Raw genomic sequence first — 19,124 nt, forward strand, 5'->3', positions numbered from 1 at the left:
CAAGATGTCGACCTTAGGGGCCGCCATGCGTAAACTGGTTCACATCTGCTTTGGCGTGCTTAGGAGCGGGACCGTTTACCAGTTTCCGCTTGCCCATCGGACTTGACCGCTCAGACGGTATCTACATCAAGGTCAGAGGTCGCTGGGTGTACCTTTACCGAGCAATCGATAGCAACGGCGACACGGTTGAGTTCTGGTTCAGTGAGCAGCGCAATCTGCCTGCCGCCAAGCGGTTTCTGCGCAAGGCGCTCAAGCGTCATAGCCGACCCGAGAGGATCGTCATCGATGGCAGCCAGACCAATCGGGAAGCCATCCTGTCGTGTGATACCGAGAGCCGGCTTCAGGACCGTTCACGACGCAGGCTCAAGCCGATCGGGATCCGGCAGAGTCAATACCTCAATAACCGCATCGAGCAGGATCACCGTGCCGTCAAAAGGCGGGTGCGCCCAATGCTCGGGTTCAAATCAGCAAATACCGCTCGTGCGATCTTAGGCGGCATTGAGATGATCCATATGATGCGCAAACAGCAGGCGAAGTATGCCTGCAGGCAGCAGCTGTCGCTCGCTGAGCAGTTTCACCTGCTTGCCGCATAAGGGTTCTACGCTTCACCTGCTGCTCTCTCGTCCTTGTTCCCGAGTTGCGACAGAACCGGTTTATAACCCATCTGTGCTTTTCAGGTGTTGCAGTGCGGCCCGCATCAGCCGATCCGGGCCGAGATCGTGCCGGTCCTCCATCTGCAACATCGCAGCGAGATGGGTGCGGGCACGGTTGACTCGGCTCTTGAGCGTGCCAACCGCCACACCGCACAGAGCCGCCGCGTTCTCGTAGGTCTTGCCCTGCTCGGTCACCATGAGGAGAGCGGCGCGCTGCCCGGATGGTAAACGGATCAGCGCCGCCTGAAGGTCATCCAGCATCAGCTTGGACTCCTGCTCAGGCTCAACCATCAGGCGCCGGGCAAAGCCACCCTCCGGGTCTTCGATCTCCCGCCGGCGCTTACGGAGTTCGGAATAGAAGCTGTTGCGCAGGATCGTGAACAGCCACGCCTCTAGGTTGGTCCCAGTCTGGAAGCGGTCAAGGCCCGCCCACGCCCGTAGCAGGGTATCCTGCACAAGATCGTCACTCCGGACCGGATCGCGTGTCAGATGCAAGGCAAAGTTCCGCAGGTGCGGCAGACAGGCCGAGAGCTGGTTCCGCATGAGCTGCGAGCGGCGCCGTGCGCGGATCTCCTGCACGAGGGCAAGGTGGTGTGCGTGGGAATGGATATGTTGGAGCCGGAGACGCTTGTGATGGGCAGAGCGGCTGCGATCTGTTTCTTGGAAAGCGGGACGTCTGTGTTGGTGAACGGCTTGGGTCATGGCCGTGCTCCACCTGAGCGACAGCTTCACTATACACCCAAGGTTGGCTGTGAGCGAGACAAATCCGGTCCAGGGTCTCCGCCCCTAAGCCGCAAGGGCTTCGTCCCAGTGGTAGAGAACAATGAAAGCCGCCGGGGCTGCCGGATCGGGGCTGCGTTCCGCGTTGACCAGCCGCAGGGCGGCCTTGACCTCCTCCAGGCGCGAGGGCTCGCTTTCCGGCATGCCCTCGGTGTTGGCGAGATCAAGCAGATACTCGTCCCACGCCCTGCGCTGCAAGATCTCGCGCTTGCAGTCGATCGTCAGCCGTGGATGGCGCACGACATCATGAGGCGAGGCGAAGACGGACGCCGGGTTGACCAACGCCCAATCGAGATCCGGCAGGAAGGGAGCCTCACGGCGGCTGACGCGGGCACGCAGCCAGGACGCCCATGGCACGACGCCTGGAGGGTTTGTGCCGGCTGCCCACTCGCGAGTTACTGGACGCGACTGGCTATGGGGTGCTTGGAACTGCCCTGCCCTGCCCTGCTCGCTTAGACCAATGGCGTTCCCGGGTCAGCAATGGCGGTGGTGATTGGGACTGTCTGATCCTGATCGTCTGCTGCTCCATAGCACTCCTCCAGGTGCAAGTTGGTCGATGGCTGGTTTGGGAGCCTCAATTGACTGGGAACGGCCCGAGCCAGAGGCGCAGGCCAAGGCTTATCGTGAACAGCAGCGCCGCCTCGTCCCAGGCAGTCAGGTGCGATGCCAGCGGCTGATCCCCGCGCAGGACCGCCAGGCTGAGCGAGGTGATCCCGGCCAGGAACAGCAAACCGGCGAACGCGAACGGGATCAGGTGCACCGGCGCGAGGGAGGCGAAGCACAGGCAGAATGCCAGCGCCATGCAGCAGCGTTCCAGCGCTTCCCGGTTGATCTCCCGTGGCCTACGGCGGCCCTGATGAGGGTCGAGCCAATCCGGCAGGCGTGGCCAGCCGCGCGGATTGAACGTGGCCATGGCACCCTCCCGGCTTAGTGGAGGGTGCCGCCATCAAGTGCCCGCAGGGCGTCGAGGATGTCGTCCAGCGCCACAAGAGCTCCGGTCCCGGGCAGCCTGCGCCAGTTCGGCAGGTTCTCCACGGCACAGGCATCCGAGATCCAGGACGCGAGAATGGCCCGCTTCGTGCCAACCCCCAAGCCACGGTGCATCAGAACCTCCTGTGGATCCCTGAAGGGAAGGGTCTGTACCTCGGGCGCCGCACCGCCCTTGAGAGCTTCCTGTGGCGAGAGCGATGCTGTCGGATCACGAGTAGGTTGTCGGTCGGAGGTCACTAGGTCCATGGTGTCCTTCCTTCATCGAGCAAAGTGTGGGCCCAGGCCGCCAACCAGCCAGCCCGGGCCTGGCTCTCATGCCGCTAATGCTTGGTTTCGTCCCCCCGCGCGGTTAATCGCGATCCGTTTCACCTCCGGCGGGCTCCCGGCCGCCTTGGGCAGGGTGACGGTGAGGACGCCGTTCCTGAAGCTGGCGTCGATCTTGTCCTCCTCCACATCCCAGGCCAGCGGGATGCGGCGCTCGAACCGGCCGTAGTGCCGCTCGCTGAACGCGCGCTCCTTGTCCTCGATCTCGGACTTCTTCTCGCCCCGGATGGTGAGGACGCCGTCGCCCATCAGGACCTCCACGTCCTTGTCCTCCAGGCCCGGCAGTTCCGCCGAGATGCGGACATCCTTGTCGTTGTCGACGACTTCCACCTGCGGCCATCCCGTCATCCGGCTCATGCCGCCGAGCGGCGCCATGTCGAAGCCGCGGAACACGTCGTCGAAGAGCCGGTTCATCTCGCGATGCAGGGTCATGAAGGGATCGCTGTCCTCGCGGTAGCGGCTCGGGGTCGTCTGCTGGTTGCGACCCCAGGGAATGAGATCGCGCATGTTCATGGTATCATCCTCCTTGTCTCATCAGTTCGAGCCAAGCGGGTGAGATAGGCGCCAGTCCTTGACCAGCATCGACCTCACCCCTGATCCAGCTCTTAGGCGGCCTTGTCGTGCTCGATGGTCTTGGGGCCACCTCCGGTCGCAATCTCGATGCGGCGGGGCTTCATCTCCTCCGGCACCTCACGCACCAGATCGACCGTCAGCAGGCCGTTCTCGAGATGTGCCTCCTGGACCTTCACATAGTCGGCGAGGCTGAAGCTCTGCTTGAAGGCACGCGTGGCGATGCCGCGATGCAGGAACTGTCCGTTCTCCTGCTCCGGGCGCTTGTGACCTGCCACCAGCAGCACGTTCTCTTTTTGGGTGATTTCGATCTCGTCGGGCGAGAAGCCTGCCACCGCCATGGTGATGCGGTACTGATCATCGCCTACCTTCTCGACGTTGTAGGGCGGCCAATGGGGCGAGGCTTCCTGCCGGGCCGTCTGGTCGATCAGGTCGAAGAGCCGGTCGAAGCCGACCGTGGAGCGGTACAGAGGAGAGAAATCAAACGCTGTTCTCATAGCTACATCCTCCCTTAGAGCAACGTAACCACAAGAGCGCCGGACACCACCGGCGCCCGATCCGCCAAGCTCGTCAGAAGCCTTGGCATCATCGATGGTAGGAAGGGTTTTTCCGGTTTTCAAGAGGGGCTTGCAGGGCATCCGGGCGGATGAGGCCCAGGCTTTGTGAATGGGCCGCAACGGCGGGCAGTCCCCTGCCTGATCTCAGCCTCTGAAACGGGCTGAATGCCACGAACAGATAGAAGCCGTTGAGGCGCACCCCAATCCTTGCCGCCTCCCGGTCGAAGCCCACTGGCATTGGGTCGGCCTCGACCAGCTGACCGGCGGCCTGCCATTGCTCAGACTCGCGAAAGGCGGGCGCAGGCTGGTCCTCCGGCACGGCGCAGTAGAGCTCCGGCTCAAGACGGCTTCGGAACAGGTCGTATCGGATTTGGGGCGTGCTCAGGCCCTCTGACCTGCCCGCCGGGGCTGCCGCGTGGCGGTTGGCCAAGCCTGAGCGGAGCGAGTGGGTTGGTGTCAAAGGCTCATCAGGGACAAAGGTGCTGGGCATCTTGGCCTCCGAGAATGTTTCCGATCTCCAATCTGATTCGAACGGGAGAATAATACCGCAGTCCACGATGGGTCGAACAATCCGAGCCTGACCAAGCCCAGCCCGCCGATCGCCTGATCCGCGCCGGCTTCTTCAGTCGGGACAGGAGGGCAAGGCGAGTCCGCTCCTGTCCCGTTGCCGGGACTTGGCTAGGGCCTGAGCTGACGCCGGATCTACTCAGCAGCCCGCTGATAGGCGCCGCCGTATTCGATCGCCACCGGCACGCCCGGAGCGTGCCGCTCGAGATGACGGCCGGCAGGACGACGGCGCATCGATCCAATCCAAGCCAGGTGCTTGTCGAGCCGCTCGGCCTTATCCTCGCGCAACGCGCGCTTGGCCCGCCGCAGCTGCTTGGCCACCTTCTCGAGTCCGAGCCTGAACGCGGCATAGATGTCGGGGCTTTTGGCCTCGCCGCTCATCATCCGTAGCGCTCCCATCTGAACGTTGACCGTGCATCGGTACGTGACGCCCTCTCGGGTGAAATGCACGGAAGCAGTGTTCAGATGCCCAAAGTACTTGCCTGCCAGTTGCAGGATGCTTGCCCGGGCGTAGTCGGGGAGCACATCGCCCCGATCAATGTTCGAGCTTTGCACCTGAATGGTTCGATCGACGCCTTTCAGCTTCATTCGGTCCTCCATGCTATGAAGGTACAAGCGTGAGACATGTTGGAAATGAGCAGGATCCCGCGTGTCCGCAAGCATCCGGCGGTGCTCGCGGGAAACGGCTATTTCTATGACGCCCGATTAGATCGAAGTCTGCTGCCTAGCCGGCTCGTCTGAAGGTAGGGTGCTTGGGAAAGCGCCCAACGCGTCGGCTTACTTCTTCAAGTCGGACTGGTTGCTCGCCGTGGACGAAGCGCCACCCTGCCCTTCCTTGCGGAACGGCAGCTTGCCGGCCACGCGCCTGAGCGCGTCCGAGATATCGTACTTGAGCTTGTTGGTGATCTCCGACATGGTCATGGCAAAACCTCATGAGGCTCAGCACACTCGCCGTGCCGCCCTAATAACGCCGAGTGTGGCCCTGCCGTTTCCAGACAGCGCTCCTCTCACGACGCTCAGTCGTGCCAGGGCTGCAGAAGCGGTTTGGCGAGAGCCAACTGCCGCACGATGCCTCGGTGTGGCACGCAGTGTTGTTGCAAGGATCCAAGAAGGCGGTGTCGCCTTGATCAGAAGCTGTTGTTGGTGTGGCTCGCTGCTTCGGCCTCATCGTAGGCAGGAAACTGCCCTGTGCCGTGGACTGCTCGCGGGGCCGGGCGCCAGCTCTGCGTCTCCCATGAGCGTTGGTTGGAGCCGGGATGCCACTGCCGTGTCAGACCGGAAACCGCCGTCCGGCGGCCCAGAAGCCAGCCGACGGCACAGCCGAGCGCACCGACGGCGAGCACGATGGCAAGCGGGTGCTCCTGCACGGATCGGCTTATGGTTTCGGTGCCCTGCCGGTAATAGCGCTCGGCTTCCGGCATGTGGCGCATGCCCTGTTCCAGGTAGCTCTGGCCGCGCTGATAGAGATCATGGGCGAGGCCGGACAATTGGTCGTTACCGGACTGAGCGGCGCCTCCGGCGTGTCCTTCTAACCCTTGCCCAGGCGGTATGGGAGCTTCGTTCAGATCGTCAGGCTCACATTCCGCGACGACGCTCTTGTGGGCGGATGTGGTCCAGGCCGGTGGGTCACTGGCCGGGAAGCTGTCGTCGACGGCGTCGTCCACGCAACGCTGCTGGATTGGCTTGGGCTCGTTCTCCGCGTGCACCGGGCGCTTCTGGTCGATCTTCTCGTCAGGCATCGGAACCTCCATCAACCTTTACAGGGCAATGGCCTCCTGAAAGGAACGGTTCCGGCTCGCCTCCCGTCGGCCATGCGCTGCATGAACCCCACCCAAGGCTGTACATCCAGCATTCAGGGGGCTTGGCCTAAACACCTGCATCCGCTCATCAAGGAGGGCCGCCATGCTGATCTGGAGCGTGCTTGCCACGGCCGTGCTGACTGGCGTGACGCTGGGGCTGTTCACAACCGGAGCACCGGAATGGGCCACCCAGGCCGCCGAGCTCATCACGGCCGTGGCTGTGTTCGTCTTGGTCTGTCTGGTCGAGTCTGGCGAGGCACGGTCCAGCAAGCCGAGTTCGTAAGAGGATCCGCCCCTTATCGTGGATCCTGGGATTTCCCATCCGCCGACCGCCAGCTATTCTGGAGAAGGGGCCACAGACGGCCCCCCCTGCATACCATGTTAAGTGCGGGATCCGCCGGTCTGGCTGTGCTGACCGCCCGGCTGCGAGATGCTGGCCACTACCTTGCCGACACGGCCGGAGCCATTCGATATGGCCATGTCACCCAATGAGACGATGCCGACTAGGCGCTTCTCGCGGGTAAGCACCGGCACGCGGCGGACCTGGATATCCGCCATGTTGCGGGCGACATCCTCCGTGTCGTCGTCCTCGTAGCAGTACTTCACGTCCTGCGTCATCACCTCACGGATCGGTGTGTCGGCCCCCTTGCCCTCGGCCACGGCCCGGACCGCGATGTCGCCGTCGGTGATCATACCGACCAGCCGGTCGCCTTCGCACACCGGCATGATGCCGGTATCGAGCTCGGCCATCAGCCGGGCCGCCTTTCGGATGACCTTAGGTCGGTTCGATCAGCTGGACGTCGCGTGTCATGACCTCACTGACTTTCATGGCTTCCTTCTCTTGAGCGCCCCAGTCAGACCTGGGGCTGCGGCTCAGACCGGTCCCCTTGGCAAGTCACGCCAGTAGTCCCACAGCTCCTGCTCATGCTTCTTGTCGGGCCAGACCTCGTCATCGCCGTAGAAGGCCGGAGCGCCCCGGACCTGCTCCTCGGTGATGTCGGTACGATAGCCGTGAAGCCCTGTGTCGTAGGTGAGCTTCTCCCACGGGATGGTGTGATGGTGGACCCCGAGGCCCAGGAAGCCGCCGAAGGTCACATCGACGTAGACCACCCGGCCACTAACCTTCTCGATCAGCAGGCGCCTGATGGTGCCGATCCGATGCCTCTGAAGGTTGTACACGGCGGTGCCCTCGACCCGGTCGCTTTCGATCACGGGCTTGGATGACGCGTGCTGAGGAATGGGCCCCGAGAGATAGAAGCCGTTCTCCAGTACCCCGAACTCTACGACAGCTTCGTTGACGTCCAGGGGCCAAGGATCATCGGGGGCGATCTGCCGCTCCAGGGTCCAGGGGCCATCCGTCGCCGGAAGGCCCGCCGCATCCTGATCGCCCGTGATGCCGCGCAGATCAGACGCACTGGCCGAGTGGAACACGTAGTATGTGGTTCGTCTCATGAGCCCCTCCCTCTCACCGGGATCGGCAACCTCTGTGCATTCACTCATGATCAGTGTGAAAACGCAAAGACTAGTCGTTCAGGTCCGCCCCGAGGATCAGAATAGGCGAACGGCAGACGTCAGTAGTCAGCCCGATCCCGACCTAATCCATTCTAGCTCTTATCTGGCTAAACCAACCGGCTGCCGGCGCGTTATGCCTGCTGGATAGGATGATGGCTCTTATCCGTGAGAGGATCATGCCGTCACAAGGACGCCACCCCTCCGGGGCTGCGGGATCGCCCCCGGATCACTGCGCCAACCGGTTCCTCGCCGCGCTGGAGGCTGAGGATTTCGCCGTTCTGGAGCCGCAGCTCGAGGCCATGATCCTGCCGCGCGGCACCGTGCTGTACGAGCCAGGCGATCCGATCCGTTACACCTACTTCCCGCACGATGCTATCATCTCCCTCGTCGATGTCATGGAGGACGGCCGGCTGGCCGAAGTGGCCCTGTTCGGGCGCGAGGGGCTGTTGGGCCTGCTGAGCGCCTTCGTCAGCCGGGAGGCGTTCGGCCGCTACGTGGTGCAGATCCCCGGTAGCCTTTCGCGGGTTCCCCTCGACGCGATGCATGCGGCCATTCAGGCAAGCCCCAATCTTCAACGGCAGGTGCTCGCTTACAACGAGGCGCTCCTGGCCCAGGCGTATCACACCGTTGCATGCAATGCCTTACATCCGGTTGAGGTGCGGTGCTGCCGCTGGATCCTGAGCACGCACGACCGCCAGGACGGGGATGCTCTGCCCCTCACCCATGAGTTCCTGGCCGAAATGCTCGGCGTGCAGCGCTCGACCGTGAGCACCGTCCTGCGCGGCCTGCAGACGGCGGGGCTGATCGAGCAGTTCCGCGGCGGCATCGCGGTGGTGGACCGTGCCGGTCTCGAACGGGGCGCCTGCGAGTGCTACCGCAAGATCCGCCACCGCTTCGCGACGCTGCTGCCCGGCACCTATGCTGAGGCGCATCGCAGCGACAGCCAATCGTCACACGCTGTTTCGCTGGCAGCCGCCGCACCCAAGGCACGCCGCTGAACCTATACGGCGAAGCTTGGTGACGCCGCCGCTCTTGGCTGACCGCGGGTTCTCTTGTAGCCAGTAGGGCAGCTTTCGAGGCTGAGGCGGCCCTCATCTCTCGGGCTTTCTCTGTGCCGCTGCCCCTCGTCCAACCTGATACAATCGGATCGCCAATCAAGGGAATGGTGGAGACGTTCCATTGGCTGGGGCGGCACCTGATCTATGTGACTGATTGCGAGATCGTCTCCATCAGGAGGCAAGGGACTGAGCATGGCCAAGTCGCCGAGCCAATCAGAGCACCGCACCAACCAGCTTTTGGCAGCGCTGGCGCCTGACGACTTCGCGGCCCTGGAGCCTCATCTCGAGACGGTAACGCTGTCGAAGGGCACCGTCATGTACGAGACCGGCGACAGCATGCCCGCCGCCTACTTTCTGCAGGATGCGGTGGTGTCACTCATCACCATTCTGACCGATGGCAAGACCGTTGAGGTGGCGGTGTTCGGGCGCGAGGCTCTCTTCGGCCTCAGCAGTGCGCTGGCGACCTCCCGCTCGCTGGGGCGTTATACGGTTCAGGTCAGTGGCACCGCCTCGCGCATCGAGACACAGGTGCTGCGGCGCGTGCTGGAGACCCGACCGGCGGTGCGGGAGCTCTGCCTGCGGTTCATTGAGGCGCTGATGGCGCAGGCCTTGCAGTCGATGGCTTGCAACACTGTCCACAGCGTCGAGGTCCGCTGCTGCCGCTGGCTTTTGACCCTGCACGATCAGACGGAACAGGATACCCTGCCGCTCACGCATGAGCATCTGTCCCGGATGCTTGGAGTGCAGCGCTCCACCGTCAGCCTGGTCACCGGCTCCCTGCAGAACGCTGGGCTCATCGAGCAGGGGCGCGGTGTCATCACGGTCAGGGACCGCCCTGCCCTCGAGCAGGCGGTCTGCGGCTGCTACGGCATCATGCGCCAGCGGTTTGAGCAAATCCTGCAGCGCCCGTCGCAGCGCGCGTGAGCGGAAGCTGGAAACCGAGACAGGCGATAGTCACCGTCCATTCTGTTGTCAGATCCGGTGAGTGGAACCGTCGTAGCTGGGTAGGCCATGTCCTTCGGCTCGGTAAGCGGCGTGTCGACCGTGCAGATCACTCCCGGCGGGGGTACGCTGTCACCTTAGCCTGGCTGTATCGGGCGAAAACGTGCCGCGTTGCACACTGACCCTTCCCATGTGGTAACCTCCGTTCATCGGCTGCAGGAGGATGACCCATGTCGTTTACGACCTGCCGACTCGGCACGCTTCCGGATGCGATTGCTCCAGATGGATCCGAAGTGCGGGGCCTGTGCAGCACGAGCCGGGGCAGCCTGGCGCGTTTCACGCTGCCGCCGCATGCGGTCTCAAAAGCCGTGGCACACCGGAGCGTCGAGGAGGTCTGGTACTTCGTCTCGGGCCGGGGGCAGATGTGGCGCCGCTCGCACGACCGGGACGAAATCGTCGACGTGGAGCCTGGGGTCGCCACCTCAATCCCGGTTGGAGCTCACTGCCAGTTTCGCTCGCTTTCGCCCGAACCCCTGGAGGCGCTGGGAACCACCATGCCACCATGGCCGGGTGACGACGAGGCCGTTGCTGTCCACGGGGTTTGGAGCCCAACGGTTTGATGGTCTAGCGGCCTCGTCACGAACCGGCTCGCGGCTCCTTGTGCTCCGTTACTTCCGCCCGATGGCCGCCGAGTAGGGGCCCTGCAGCGGCTGGATCCGCACGTCCTGGAAGCCGGCCTCCGCCATCCAGGTGCGACAGTCCGCACCGGTGTAGTCGAACCCAGCTGGGGTCTCGATCAGCATGTTCAGGCTCATGAGCAGGCCGAACGCATTCTCGCGCCGCCCATCATCGATCATGGCGTCGTAGACAATGAGTGCCCCGCCGGTGGGCAGCGCCTCGTGAGCTTTGCGGAGAAGGAGCTTTTTTTCCTCGAGACTCCAGTCGTGAAGGATGTGGCCCATCACCAGCACATCGACATTGGGAAGAGGATCTTTGAAAAAGTCGCCAGTCTGGAAGGTCACGCGCTCCCTGAGGCCCTGCTGGGCCACATACCGCTCGAACACCGGCTGCACGGCTGCCAGATCGAAGCCGATGCCTCTCAGGTGAGCGTGAGCACGGGCGATCTCCACGGTCAGGCCGCCTTGAGCGCAGCCAATGTCGGCAAAGGTGCGAACCTCACTCCACGGGAAGGTGGCTGCGATAGCGCGGGCGGTTGGCAGGCTTAAGCCCGTCATCGCACCCAGGAAGAGTTCCAAGCGGCCCGGCTCCGCATAAACCGCGGCAAACAGATCGGGCTCCCCGTGCCGGGTCTCGTTCTGGGGCAGGCCGGTCCTGAGCGCCTCGGTGAGATTGCCCCAGAACCGGTAGAGCCGCCCGTTCATCATCTCGAGGATGCCGCCGACATATGACGGTTTTTGGCGGTCGAGGTAGAGATCCGTTTCGGGTGTGTTGGTGTAGCGTCCGTCTGAGCTCCGCTGGAGCAGGCCGAGGGCCAACAGCGCGTCCAGAAAATCGCGAGCGCTGCGCTCATGCAGGCCCACGGCACTCTGGACCTGCGCGACCTCGAGCGGTCCGCTCTCAGCCAGCTTTGTAAAGAGCTCTAACTCCACGGCACTGAGCAGTGTCTTGGAGGCCCAGAAGGCGCTGCCAAGCTGGAGGATCTTCACGGGAGAGGGGGCAATTGTTTGTGTCATGGCGTGTTTCCTCAGCGAGAGGCGGTTACGGTGAGCAACGAACACGACATAATCCGGAAGCGACCGAGGCTTCCCGGCGGCGGAGAGCGGATCGTCACCACACCTGAGCGCGACGATGATGCAGCAGCGCCAGCAGGATACGACTGCAATCAGGTGTTACCTCGCTGGCGGACGCATCAAGCCGGCATCTCGGCCATGGCGGCCCGCAGACGTCGATCGTAGGCACCGGCCAGTTCGTGCAATGCCGTAACTGTATCACCGACATACGAAGAGCCGTGCATCAGGGCCAGGGTGCGAGGGGCCAGACCCGCCAGCCGGCGAACCGTCGGCGCAATGCTCGGGCCGAGGCTCGTGTCGTAGAAGATGTCCTCGGCGGCGAGCGCTGGACCGACGATGTCGCGTTCCGTAATCCCAGGACCATTGCCGAGATGCGTGAAGAGATCGCCACAGAACAGCGTTCTGGTTGTCTCCTCGTAGATTACTCCAGCATCCCAGCCGTGCGGCACATGGGGTGTCAATGTAGCGGATCCGCTTGCCACCGATGTCGATCACCTCGCCATTCGCCAGCACCCGCGTCGGTCGATTGGCCATGTCGTTCAGCGACACGAGGCACCCGGTCATCCCATGCGCAACCTGTGCGTTCTGGGCCACAGCCAGCCATTCGTTCATGGCGCCGCACTCGTCGGCCTCGTAGTGGCCGAACGTGATCCAGTGCAGACCCTACACCGGCATGAGCCGGGACACCGCTTCCAACACCAGCAGAAACATGCGCCGGAAGCCGGCGTGGAAGAGCATCGGCTCCTCACCAAGGATGAGGAACTGATCGAAGGTGAAGCCGGCCGGCGGTGCGATGTCGGGCACGTAGGTCGAGAGGCGGTAGATGCGGTCACCGATCTCATCAACGCGGGTTTTCATCGGACTGTTCCTTGGTCTACCCTCAGCACCAGCACGGATTGAATCCGGCATTCCGTCCGGGAAATGCGGCAATCACTATCACTTCCAGGCGCCTTTCGACGGTGCCAGTTTCGGGTCGCCGCGCAGGCCGCAACACGATATAATCCGGCTGACATCTCAACTTGCGCTAGTCCATCGGGAGGAGCAGATGTCCCGTCGCAAGCACCAACGCCGCGTGGAAGAGCATTGCAGCAACCGGTTTGCCGCATGGCTGGATCCGCGGACGTGTGCGCCCTGCTGATCCTGGCCATCTACGTCGCCATGATGCCCTTGTAAGCCCAGACGGCTTGAACAAGCCTGAGCCCCATCGTTCGGAGTTCATCAAAGCCGCGCCTGCCAGTCGCGATCATTGCATTGCTGGCCTGATGGCATCGCTCAGGCCCGGCATGTTTCCGCCTCGCGCTATGCCCTGCCGGCTGAGGCACTGGCCCGGGATGGCGATCTCAAATACGCAGATCGCTGGGTGGCTGGCTCCTCCGATCAGGCCTTCATTCGCGGAATCCGCGCCAGCCAGGTCACTGAGGCGAAGGCGCCAATCCAGGAGCCAAGGGCTGCGAACGCGACGTAGACCACCTGCTCAGTATAGCTGATCACCGCGAACGCTGAGAGCAGGTACCAGATGCCGCTCCAGTTCGCCGCCCGAACCCGATGCCGGGCTATCACGGCTGCGTTGAAGAACACGTAGGCCGCATCGGTCGTCGCGGTCGCCAGGACAACGCCCAGGGCAATCAGCGGATCAATCTGGAAGGTCATGGCCAATCCTCCTGGCCGGGATCATGTTGGATCCTACCAATGCAATCGACATGCCCGCTCGCACCACCTGAGAGAAGTCCGTGGGATCTCGTCCGAGAACGGCCGTCTGGTGCAGGATCCGACCGTCAGTTCAAGCGCTTGATCCGGTCCAGAGGACCTGGCGCAATTGGGCTGTTGCCGGCGAAGTAGGCGCTGAAAGCGTCGATGTCAGAGGGGCCATATTGCAGGTTCTTGCCCTGCTTCAGCACCGAGAACCCATCACCACCGTCGGCCAGAAAGCTGTTGACCGTCACACGGTAGGTCATGGCCATTGCGAGCGGGTGGCCGTTGAGCGTGATGCTGTCGGCGAGAACACGATCCTCAACAGATCGAGCATTGTCCCAGGTGTAAGTGAAGCCCTTCGAGACCTGCAGAATGCGGGGCTTGGGCTGGTTGATCCACTGCTGCTCCAGCAAGGCTTTGATCTGGGCACCCGTGAGATCCATCGTCACCAGGGCATTGCTGAAGGGCTGGACGGCAAAGAGTTCGGCATAGGTCACGTTGCCGCCCTCCGACCTGAGGAGATCCGTTCGGATACCGCCCGGGTTCATGAAGGCAATCACCGCCTTTCCGCCCCGTTCCGTCCAGGTCGCGGCGAGCTGAGCGTCGGCGATCACGTCGCCCAGCGGCGTTTCGCCAGTGGGGGTGTCATTCTTGCTGAGGTATGCCGCCGAGATCCCAACCACCCGATTGGCCAGGGGTGCTGCGAGTGTCCGGTAATCCTGAAGCAGTGCCGTTTGCTCGGGATCCTTGGCGTACGTGTCGGTTCGGACGACGATGTTGTCCGCCTTGGAATGCAAGATATCGCGCGTGGTCCGATCAAGCGTCAGGCTGATGCTGGTCACAAGCGTGCCAAACTTGTCACCGCTCGTGACCAGGCGGTCGTCAATCCGGCAGTTGTAGGCTCGATGGGTGTGGCCGCTGACGACAACATCGACCGCCATGTCAAGCCTCTTAACGATATCAACAATCGGGCCGGAGATGCCAGGGCACTCGTTGTAATCGCCCGTGGGAAAGCCGCCTTCGTGGATCAGGACCACGATGGCCTCAATCCCCTTGGCGCGCAGTTCCGGCACGAGCGCATTTACGGTCTCCGCTTCGTCCTGGAACGTGAGGCCGGCCACGCCTGAGGGCATGACGATGTTGGGTGTGTCCTTCAAGGTCAGGCCAATGAACGCGACAGGAATGCCATCAAACTCCTTGATGAAGTAGGCCGGCAGGATCGTCTTGCCCGTGGCCGTGTCGATGGTAGTTGCAGCCAGATACTGGTACTGTGCTCCTTTGAAGGGGTGCGGTCCCCGGCAGGTATCCTTCGGATGACAGCCGCCGTTCTGCATGCGCAGCAGTTCGTCCTTGCCCTCATCGAATTCATGGTTGCCGACCGCCGAGGCCTCCAGCCCCATCATGGACAGGGCTTCCACGGTCGGCTCGTCATGGAAGAGGCCGGAGAGCAGCGGACTAGCGCCGATCAGGTCGCCTGCGGCCACAAAGACCGAGTTCCGGTTGGCGCCCCTCAACTGCTTGACCAGGGTGGCCATAGCCTCCGCTCCTCCGGAGGGTACCGCAATCAGCTTGGAGGGATCGCCGGGGTCACGGATCCTGATGCCGCCATTAGGTGGCTCCAGATTGCCGTGAAAGTCATTGATCGCCAGAATGGAGACATCCAGAGAACTACTCGCGGTCTGGGCCAAAACTGCTCCAGAGCCCACGAGGACGAACTGGGCAGCTACTGCGAGACGAAATAGCGGGTTCATAAGGCACCATCGGGTCGTGTCCAGCGGGAGAACATGACGCCAAATCTGGGCAGAGCCGAGGCTCCGTATCATGTCCGTAGTCAGGCAACGTATGGGGATCAAGGAGTACCCAGCTTACCGGGTCACAGTAATCTCACGGATCGCGTTGAATATCGGGTCGGTCGATACCCGGACCAGCCCTTTGGTCGCTGTTTCCAACTCCAGCACCATGAACACGCCTCCTGATATGGCAAGCGCACACAGCTGCAGAACGATGATGACGGTTGCATTACCGGGTGCGAAAAGCCCAAAGCTGCCGAAGAGCAGGGTCAGCCAAAAGATCAGCAGGATCACGAACGATGTCGGGAGGGACGTATTGGCCTTTTCTATGAGGAGCCATCGCGCGTCTGCGATGCTGTCGAGCACCTTGAAGGCTTGCGCTTGGGCCTGCCGCTGGTGGTTATCGCCCGGCTGAAGGTCAAGCACCCGGCGCGCCAGCGCCTCGAATTGCGTCAGAGATCGAGGATCGAGGCTGGATGGGTCACCCTCATCCGACAGCTCGTCAGCCTTTGTTTGCGCATAGCTGCGCAGGAGCTCCCGAAGGTCCTCTGCGTCGGGGCCGTATTGGCGCAAGGCCCGATCGAGCCGGATAATGTCGACGGCAAGCCTGTGAAGGGCATCCGTCTTGGCGTTGAACGACGAGCTGGCACTGCTGATCAGAAGGCTCATGACGAGCGCGGCCAGAGTGCCGACGACCGCCATGGACACTGACACCGCAGTCCGGCTTTCGCTGCTGAGGTGCGCCTTAGGCAGATGGCGCGCCAGCCAAAGACCAGTGAGTGCACCCAAGGCGATGGCGATGAAGGTCAAAACGCCTACGACAGCCTCCATGGGTCAGAGCTCCTCAACCTGCCAAGATCATCAATGCTGACCACATAGGGCAGCTGACACGCGGCGTTGGACGATCGGTTGAGAGCTTATCCTGGAGTGGTAGCCTTAAGAACAACCGAAAGTGGAGAAATCCGAACTTGCCTGCCCTGCGGCGTGCTATGATATCACTGCTGGGACATGGACGAGCCACACCGCCGAGCCTGTTGTAGTTGCGACCCTGCGGACCTGGAGCGTGCGGTTCACGCCTGGGAAAGTTCGTCCTGCGAAGCCCCATCATGCGCTGGTGGCTGTCAACCGCGAAGACGACTCTGCTCCTGGCAAACCAAAGCCAGGGTCAAGCGAGGCCATCCACCGCCCTTTGGATATGCCTGGTATCCCTGCTTGAGGAGACATCCTGCCAACCAGGATGAATTGTGGGACAATAGAGGAACGCATCCTGGGAGGCTGTCATGGCCGAGTATGTCTGGCGCCACGATCTGAAGGGCGAAGCGGAGCGACTGAGATTAATGTCGGACCTGCTCGACCCATCGAGCCGGTTTCATCTGTCCCAGACAGGCGTCGGCATCGGTTGGCGTTGTCTGGAGATCGGTGCCGGCAACGGCTCGCTCTCGCAGTGGCTCGCGCAGCGCGTCGGTCCGACGGGGCACGTCATCGCCAGCGACATTCGTACGGACCTGATGCAAGGAATTGCGGCCAGCAATTTGGAAGTCCGCAAGTTTGATGTCGTGAACGACGAGCCATCGGATGCCCCCTATGACCTCATCGCAATTCGAGCCCTCCTGCACCATCTTCCCGAACGCCGCGCCGTGGTGAGCAAGGTTGTCCGCTGGCTTAAGCCGGGTGGTTATCTTTTCGTGCAGGAGCCCGACTTCTACCCCACGTGGACCGTCGAGCCCCTCTCCCAGAAACGCTTCTGGGAGCAATTCATTCAGTGGGCAGCAGCCCACCAGATCGACTACTACGTTGGTCGCAGCATCCCCGCATGGCTGCAAGCAGAGGGGTTGATCGATATCTCCTCCGAAGGGCATGCCATTCTCTACAATGGTGGTTCGCCATTCGCGGAATGGTGGGATTACGGAATCCGCGAAGTCGCAGATAAGTTGAAAGCGGAGGGCGGAATATCCCAGGCAACACTCGACGAGTTCTATAGTCTCTCGCGTGACCCTGCGTACTGGACGACAACGATCGCATTCACGGCAACCACTGCACAGCGCCGAACGGGATCTTGACTGAGATCAGCCTCGGATCAGACATTCGCATTCAGGACCCCTCGCTGAACGTCAGCTCTCGAGCGCCAAAGCAGACAAAGCGCCTACGTCTCAGGAGTGCCAAGAGAAGACCTTCGCATTATCGGTTGGGAAACACGAATAGGGTGACGACGGCTGGGACGGCTCGACCTCGACCGCTCAGGGTGCGCCCTGCTGTGCATGAATGCCGCCCGCAAACGAGACCCCTGTCAGCCTCAGGCCTTTATTGTGCCTTGGCCGAGGGCTGGTCAATGCCCTCGGCTACCCTTCGCTCGAGGTAGGGATAGAATGGATTGGACGAGATCCGCACCAGCACATCCAGCGGGACCACCAGCACGCCGCGTTCGCCGCGAGGCGTCAGGGTCCCGAGGTGGAGGCCGAAGCTCTCCCGAGAATCCGGCTGCGAACCATACAGCGGATCGGTCACCGGAAAGGGAAGAGCGATATGGGACAGGGAGAACGTGCCGGGCGGGAAGGTCAGACCGAGCGCCTGCACAGCCTCCTTCGTTCCTCCGGCCTCGGTCGAACGCTCGACCGCCTCAAACGAGAACAGGTCGGAGTTGGTGACGAGCGTCGTCCTGAATGCACGCGGGGTAGCGGGCAGGAGCCGGTCAACGATCGACTCCATCGAGCGGTCGAAGAGTGGCTCGATCCTGATCGCGCGGTTGATGTCGAACAGGGTCAGCTCGCTCCCGTTGGCCGGAAGCCGTGCATAGAGGCTTGAGACGACAGCCTTCGTGCTGACGGTAGAGTCGACAACGGATTGGAACGTGTGGATCGGCGGGAGTTGACCGATCGTGCCATTGCCTGCCGCACGGGCAATCTGATCCTGGAGTGCCTGCGTCAGGAGGTAGGACTGACGGGCCGCGTTTACGGGAAACGAATTGTACTTGAACGGATTGAACTCGGGCAGGATGTCGAGCCAGGCCGCTGTGGCGAAGGCCGGGAAGAAGGCGGGCCACCCGGCGATACCAGCGTAGCGTGCGAAGACCGTGATGCCGATCATCGGGGAGATGAGAACCAAGCGTTCCGGTCGGGCCAGCCGCTCGTCCTCGAGGGCATCCAGGACATATTTGACCGCAAGCGCGCCACCGTTAGAGTAGCCGATGAGATGCAGGCGGCCGTGTGCCCCCGAGCGCCTCACGGCCTCCCGCACGGCGAGGCGCGTAGTCGCCATCCAATCCTCCTACTGAACCTCGGTCAGCGCCGCGGGGACAGTGCCATGGCCGGGCAGGCGGATGCCGATGGCGACGAAGCCCCTGCGGCGGTAGAACTCGGCGAGATGCCGCAGGCTGTAGGGAGAATCCGTGAGGCCGTGCAGGAACACGGCGGCCCCGATTGGCTTGCCCTCGGGCTCGAACACGTAGGAATGGTTCCAGTCAGTCGCGAAGCCCGGCGGGTAAACGATGCCTCCCGCGAAGTAACGATTGATCGGCAACCGGTCCTCATCGAGCTTCTGGCTGACCTCTTGCGCTACTTCCGCGAAGACGCGCTTCTCGGCCGCCATATAGCCCGACCAGTCGCCCGCATCGATCATCCCGGCGTCAGGCTCGCTCGGGACGAAGGTGTGCCACACGTCGAGAGGTGGGGAGCGCAGGGCGTCCCAGGCGCGGAACGCAAGGCCGGCGATGATCAGGCAACCCACCAGAGCTGCCAGCGTCATCGCGCCGATCGCGATTGGTCTCAGCCAAGCCCTGACCGTCACGTTCAAAATCTGTCCCCGCGCAACGATAATCCGGAACGCCGCCGTGAACGAGCGGGTGACCGCGCGCATTTTCCGGCGACATGGGACTGACTGGCCCCCGGCGACGCGGCCGCGCCGATAACTCATGTCGTTTGTACTCGCGTTGCGCCGTAAAGAGGAGCAAAATATCCGACTGGCGATGGCTTATGCGCTCGGCCCGAAGGCCGCGGAAGCAAGGGGCATTTCAAGCAGTCGAATGTCGCCCCAATCCGGACGTTCCAACGGTCGCCCAAGATCGACGGCATGCCACCTTGGCTGGATGGCTGGACCGCCTCAACAACCCAGCAAAGCCATGCTAAACTGCCTTTTCGGAGTGA

Annotated in this window: 24 protein-coding genes and 2 pseudogenes; 6 read left to right on the plus strand and 20 right to left on the minus strand. The window is 62.6% G+C overall.

Annotated elements, in window-relative coordinates; all coding sequences use genetic code 11:
- Positions 1-113: 113 nt before the first annotated feature.
- Positions 114-593: pseudogene (locus OCW50_RS28190) on the plus strand (IS6 family transposase); the annotation flags it as partial.
- A 60-nt stretch (positions 594-653) separates the two neighbouring features.
- Here OCW50_RS28190 and OCW50_RS28195 read toward each other — a convergent pair.
- The 10 genes from OCW50_RS28195 to OCW50_RS28240 form a co-directional block, all read right to left on the minus strand.
- The gene (locus OCW50_RS28195; protein ID WP_262299871.1) at positions 654-1,355 is read right to left on the minus strand and encodes a sigma-70 family RNA polymerase sigma factor; all 702 of its coding nucleotides are present in this window, start codon (positions 1,353-1,355) and stop codon (positions 654-656) included.
- 84 nt (positions 1,356-1,439) lie between these two features.
- Positions 1,440-1,790: a hypothetical protein gene (locus OCW50_RS28200; protein ID WP_262299872.1), complete on the minus strand. Its 351-nt coding sequence runs from the start codon at positions 1,788-1,790 to the stop codon at positions 1,440-1,442.
- 217 nt (positions 1,791-2,007) lie between these two features.
- The gene (locus tag OCW50_RS28205; protein WP_262299873.1) at positions 2,008-2,346 is read right to left on the minus strand and encodes a hypothetical protein; all 339 of its coding nucleotides are present in this window, start codon (positions 2,344-2,346) and stop codon (positions 2,008-2,010) included.
- Between the two features lie 14 nt (positions 2,347-2,360).
- Positions 2,361-2,537: a hypothetical protein gene (locus tag OCW50_RS28210; protein ID WP_262299874.1), complete on the minus strand. Its 177-nt coding sequence runs from the start codon at positions 2,535-2,537 to the stop codon at positions 2,361-2,363.
- Between the two features lie 198 nt (positions 2,538-2,735).
- Positions 2,736-3,260 (minus strand): Hsp20/alpha crystallin family protein, encoded by a 525-nt coding sequence (locus tag OCW50_RS28215; protein WP_262299875.1) that lies wholly within the window; start codon positions 3,258-3,260, stop codon positions 2,736-2,738.
- 92 nt (positions 3,261-3,352) lie between these two features.
- Complete coding sequence (locus OCW50_RS28220) at positions 3,353-3,814, minus strand: Hsp20 family protein (protein WP_262299876.1); 462 nt, start codon at positions 3,812-3,814, stop codon at positions 3,353-3,355.
- An 88-nt stretch (positions 3,815-3,902) separates the two neighbouring features.
- A complete protein-coding gene (locus OCW50_RS28225) occupies positions 3,903-4,193 on the minus strand; it encodes a hypothetical protein (protein ID WP_262299877.1) in 291 nt (96 codons plus the stop codon).
- A gap of 383 nt (positions 4,194-4,576) precedes the next feature.
- Positions 4,577-5,029 carry a ribosome hibernation-promoting factor, HPF/YfiA family gene (gene hpf, locus OCW50_RS28230; protein ID WP_262299878.1) on the minus strand — a complete coding sequence of 151 codons (453 nt, stop codon included), beginning with the start codon at positions 5,027-5,029 and terminating at the stop codon, positions 4,577-4,579.
- A gap of 189 nt (positions 5,030-5,218) precedes the next feature.
- Entirely contained in the window at positions 5,219-5,362 is a 144-nt protein-coding gene (locus OCW50_RS28235) for a hypothetical protein (RefSeq protein ID WP_262299879.1), read from the minus strand.
- A gap of 206 nt (positions 5,363-5,568) precedes the next feature.
- Positions 5,569-6,180 carry a hypothetical protein gene (locus OCW50_RS28240; RefSeq protein WP_262299880.1) on the minus strand — a complete coding sequence of 204 codons (612 nt, stop codon included), beginning with the start codon at positions 6,178-6,180 and terminating at the stop codon, positions 5,569-5,571.
- A gap of 163 nt (positions 6,181-6,343) precedes the next feature.
- Between OCW50_RS28240 and OCW50_RS28245 the strand changes: the two genes are divergently transcribed.
- Positions 6,344-6,523 carry a hypothetical protein gene (locus OCW50_RS28245; RefSeq protein ID WP_262299881.1) on the plus strand — a complete coding sequence of 60 codons (180 nt, stop codon included), beginning with the start codon at positions 6,344-6,346 and terminating at the stop codon, positions 6,521-6,523.
- A 98-nt stretch (positions 6,524-6,621) separates the two neighbouring features.
- Here OCW50_RS28245 and OCW50_RS28250 read toward each other — a convergent pair.
- Together OCW50_RS28250 and OCW50_RS28255 are read right to left on the minus strand one after the other, a co-directional pair.
- Positions 6,622-7,069 (minus strand): annotated as a pseudogene (locus OCW50_RS28250) (CBS domain-containing protein).
- Positions 7,070-7,113: 44 nt separating this feature from the next.
- Positions 7,114-7,692, minus strand: a complete 579-nt coding sequence (locus OCW50_RS28255; RefSeq protein ID WP_262299882.1) for a PRC-barrel domain-containing protein — start codon at positions 7,690-7,692, stop codon at positions 7,114-7,116.
- 212 nt (positions 7,693-7,904) lie between these two features.
- Here OCW50_RS28255 and OCW50_RS28260 point away from each other — a divergent pair, with 212 nt between their 5' ends.
- The 3 genes from OCW50_RS28260 (at position 7,905) to OCW50_RS28270 (ending at position 10,372) form a co-directional block, all read left to right on the plus strand.
- The gene (locus tag OCW50_RS28260) at positions 7,905-8,750 is read left to right on the plus strand and encodes a Crp/Fnr family transcriptional regulator (RefSeq protein ID WP_262299883.1); all 846 of its coding nucleotides are present in this window, start codon (positions 7,905-7,907) and stop codon (positions 8,748-8,750) included.
- A gap of 252 nt (positions 8,751-9,002) precedes the next feature.
- Positions 9,003-9,734 (plus strand): Crp/Fnr family transcriptional regulator, encoded by a 732-nt coding sequence (locus OCW50_RS28265; RefSeq protein WP_262299884.1) that lies wholly within the window; start codon positions 9,003-9,005, stop codon positions 9,732-9,734.
- A gap of 248 nt (positions 9,735-9,982) precedes the next feature.
- Positions 9,983-10,372: a cupin domain-containing protein gene (locus OCW50_RS28270; protein WP_262299885.1), complete on the plus strand. Its 390-nt coding sequence runs from the start codon at positions 9,983-9,985 to the stop codon at positions 10,370-10,372.
- A gap of 48 nt (positions 10,373-10,420) precedes the next feature.
- Here the strand turns inward: OCW50_RS28270 and OCW50_RS28275 are convergent, their stop codons facing one another.
- The 6 genes from OCW50_RS28275 to OCW50_RS28300 form a co-directional block, all read right to left on the minus strand.
- Complete coding sequence (locus OCW50_RS28275; protein WP_262299886.1) at positions 10,421-11,446, minus strand: methyltransferase; 1,026 nt, start codon at positions 11,444-11,446, stop codon at positions 10,421-10,423.
- Between the two features lie 176 nt (positions 11,447-11,622).
- Positions 11,623-11,964: an MBL fold metallo-hydrolase gene (locus OCW50_RS28280; RefSeq protein ID WP_262299887.1), complete on the minus strand. Its 342-nt coding sequence runs from the start codon at positions 11,962-11,964 to the stop codon at positions 11,623-11,625.
- 202 nt (positions 11,965-12,166) lie between these two features.
- Entirely contained in the window at positions 12,167-12,361 is a 195-nt protein-coding gene (locus OCW50_RS28285; RefSeq protein ID WP_262299888.1) for an MBL fold metallo-hydrolase, read from the minus strand.
- Positions 12,362-12,880: 519 nt separating this feature from the next.
- Entirely contained in the window at positions 12,881-13,153 is a 273-nt protein-coding gene (locus OCW50_RS28290; protein ID WP_262299889.1) for a hypothetical protein, read from the minus strand.
- 125 nt (positions 13,154-13,278) lie between these two features.
- Complete coding sequence (locus OCW50_RS28295) at positions 13,279-14,946, minus strand: bifunctional metallophosphatase/5'-nucleotidase (protein WP_373371528.1); 1,668 nt, start codon at positions 14,944-14,946, stop codon at positions 13,279-13,281.
- A gap of 114 nt (positions 14,947-15,060) precedes the next feature.
- Positions 15,061-15,816: a bestrophin-like domain gene (locus OCW50_RS28300; protein ID WP_262299891.1), complete on the minus strand. Its 756-nt coding sequence runs from the start codon at positions 15,814-15,816 to the stop codon at positions 15,061-15,063.
- Positions 15,817-16,265: 449 nt separating this feature from the next.
- Between OCW50_RS28300 and OCW50_RS28305 the strand changes: the two genes are divergently transcribed.
- Entirely contained in the window at positions 16,266-17,045 is a 780-nt protein-coding gene (locus OCW50_RS28305; protein WP_262299892.1) for a class I SAM-dependent methyltransferase, read from the plus strand.
- A 241-nt stretch (positions 17,046-17,286) separates the two neighbouring features.
- Here the strand turns inward: OCW50_RS28305 and OCW50_RS28310 are convergent, their stop codons facing one another.
- Positions 17,287-18,240, minus strand: coding sequence for a hypothetical protein (locus OCW50_RS28310; protein WP_315974486.1), 954 nt, complete (start codon positions 18,238-18,240; stop codon positions 17,287-17,289).
- 9 nt (positions 18,241-18,249) lie between these two features.
- Positions 18,250-18,726 (minus strand): hypothetical protein, encoded by a 477-nt coding sequence (locus tag OCW50_RS33285; protein WP_315974487.1) that lies wholly within the window; start codon positions 18,724-18,726, stop codon positions 18,250-18,252.
- Positions 18,727-19,124 lie beyond the last annotated feature (398 nt).

Source organism: Microvirga sesbaniae (assembly GCF_025460805.1).
Lineage (GTDB): Bacteria > Pseudomonadota > Alphaproteobacteria > Rhizobiales > Beijerinckiaceae > Microvirga > Microvirga sesbaniae.

Bases quoted from the DNA above. Each gene is read 5' to 3' on its own strand.
- OCW50_RS28195 (WP_262299871.1), bottom strand. From the start codon at position 1,355: ATGACCCAAGCCGTTCACCAACACAGACGTCCCGCTTTCCAAGAAACA.
- OCW50_RS28205 (WP_262299873.1), bottom strand. From the start codon at position 2,346: ATGGCCACGTTCAATCCGCGCGGCTGGCCACGCCTGCCGGATTGGCTC.
- OCW50_RS28210 (WP_262299874.1), bottom strand. From the start codon at position 2,537: ATGCACCGTGGCTTGGGGGTTGGCACGAAGCGGGCCATTCTCGCGTCC.
- OCW50_RS28215 (WP_262299875.1), bottom strand. From the start codon at position 3,260: ATGAACATGCGCGATCTCATTCCCTGGGGTCGCAACCAGCAGACGACC.
- OCW50_RS28220 (WP_262299876.1), bottom strand. From the start codon at position 3,814: ATGAGAACAGCGTTTGATTTCTCTCCTCTGTACCGCTCCACGGTCGGC.
- hpf (WP_262299878.1), bottom strand. From the start codon at position 5,029: ATGAAGCTGAAAGGCGTCGATCGAACCATTCAGGTGCAAAGCTCGAAC.
- OCW50_RS28235 (WP_262299879.1), bottom strand. From the start codon at position 5,362: ATGACCATGTCGGAGATCACCAACAAGCTCAAGTACGATATCTCGGAC.
- OCW50_RS28240 (WP_262299880.1), bottom strand. From the start codon at position 6,180: ATGCCTGACGAGAAGATCGACCAGAAGCGCCCGGTGCACGCGGAGAAC.
- OCW50_RS28245 (WP_262299881.1), top strand. From the start codon at position 6,344: ATGCTGATCTGGAGCGTGCTTGCCACGGCCGTGCTGACTGGCGTGACG.
- OCW50_RS28255 (WP_262299882.1), bottom strand. From the start codon at position 7,692: ATGAGACGAACCACATACTACGTGTTCCACTCGGCCAGTGCGTCTGAT.
- OCW50_RS28260 (WP_262299883.1), top strand. From the start codon at position 7,905: ATGGCTCTTATCCGTGAGAGGATCATGCCGTCACAAGGACGCCACCCC.
- OCW50_RS28265 (WP_262299884.1), top strand. From the start codon at position 9,003: ATGGCCAAGTCGCCGAGCCAATCAGAGCACCGCACCAACCAGCTTTTG.
- OCW50_RS28270 (WP_262299885.1), top strand. From the start codon at position 9,983: ATGTCGTTTACGACCTGCCGACTCGGCACGCTTCCGGATGCGATTGCT.
- OCW50_RS28275 (WP_262299886.1), bottom strand. From the start codon at position 11,446: ATGACACAAACAATTGCCCCCTCTCCCGTGAAGATCCTCCAGCTTGGC.
- OCW50_RS28285 (WP_262299888.1), bottom strand. From the start codon at position 12,361: ATGAAAACCCGCGTTGATGAGATCGGTGACCGCATCTACCGCCTCTCG.
- OCW50_RS28290 (WP_262299889.1), bottom strand. From the start codon at position 13,153: ATGACCTTCCAGATTGATCCGCTGATTGCCCTGGGCGTTGTCCTGGCG.
- OCW50_RS28295 (WP_373371528.1), bottom strand. From the start codon at position 14,946: ATGAACCCGCTATTTCGTCTCGCAGTAGCTGCCCAGTTCGTCCTCGTG.
- OCW50_RS28300 (WP_262299891.1), bottom strand. From the start codon at position 15,816: ATGGAGGCTGTCGTAGGCGTTTTGACCTTCATCGCCATCGCCTTGGGT.
- OCW50_RS28305 (WP_262299892.1), top strand. From the start codon at position 16,266: ATGGCCGAGTATGTCTGGCGCCACGATCTGAAGGGCGAAGCGGAGCGA.
- OCW50_RS28310 (WP_315974486.1), bottom strand. From the start codon at position 18,240: ATGGCGACTACGCGCCTCGCCGTGCGGGAGGCCGTGAGGCGCTCGGGG.
- OCW50_RS33285 (WP_315974487.1), bottom strand. From the start codon at position 18,726: ATGACGCTGGCAGCTCTGGTGGGTTGCCTGATCATCGCCGGCCTTGCG.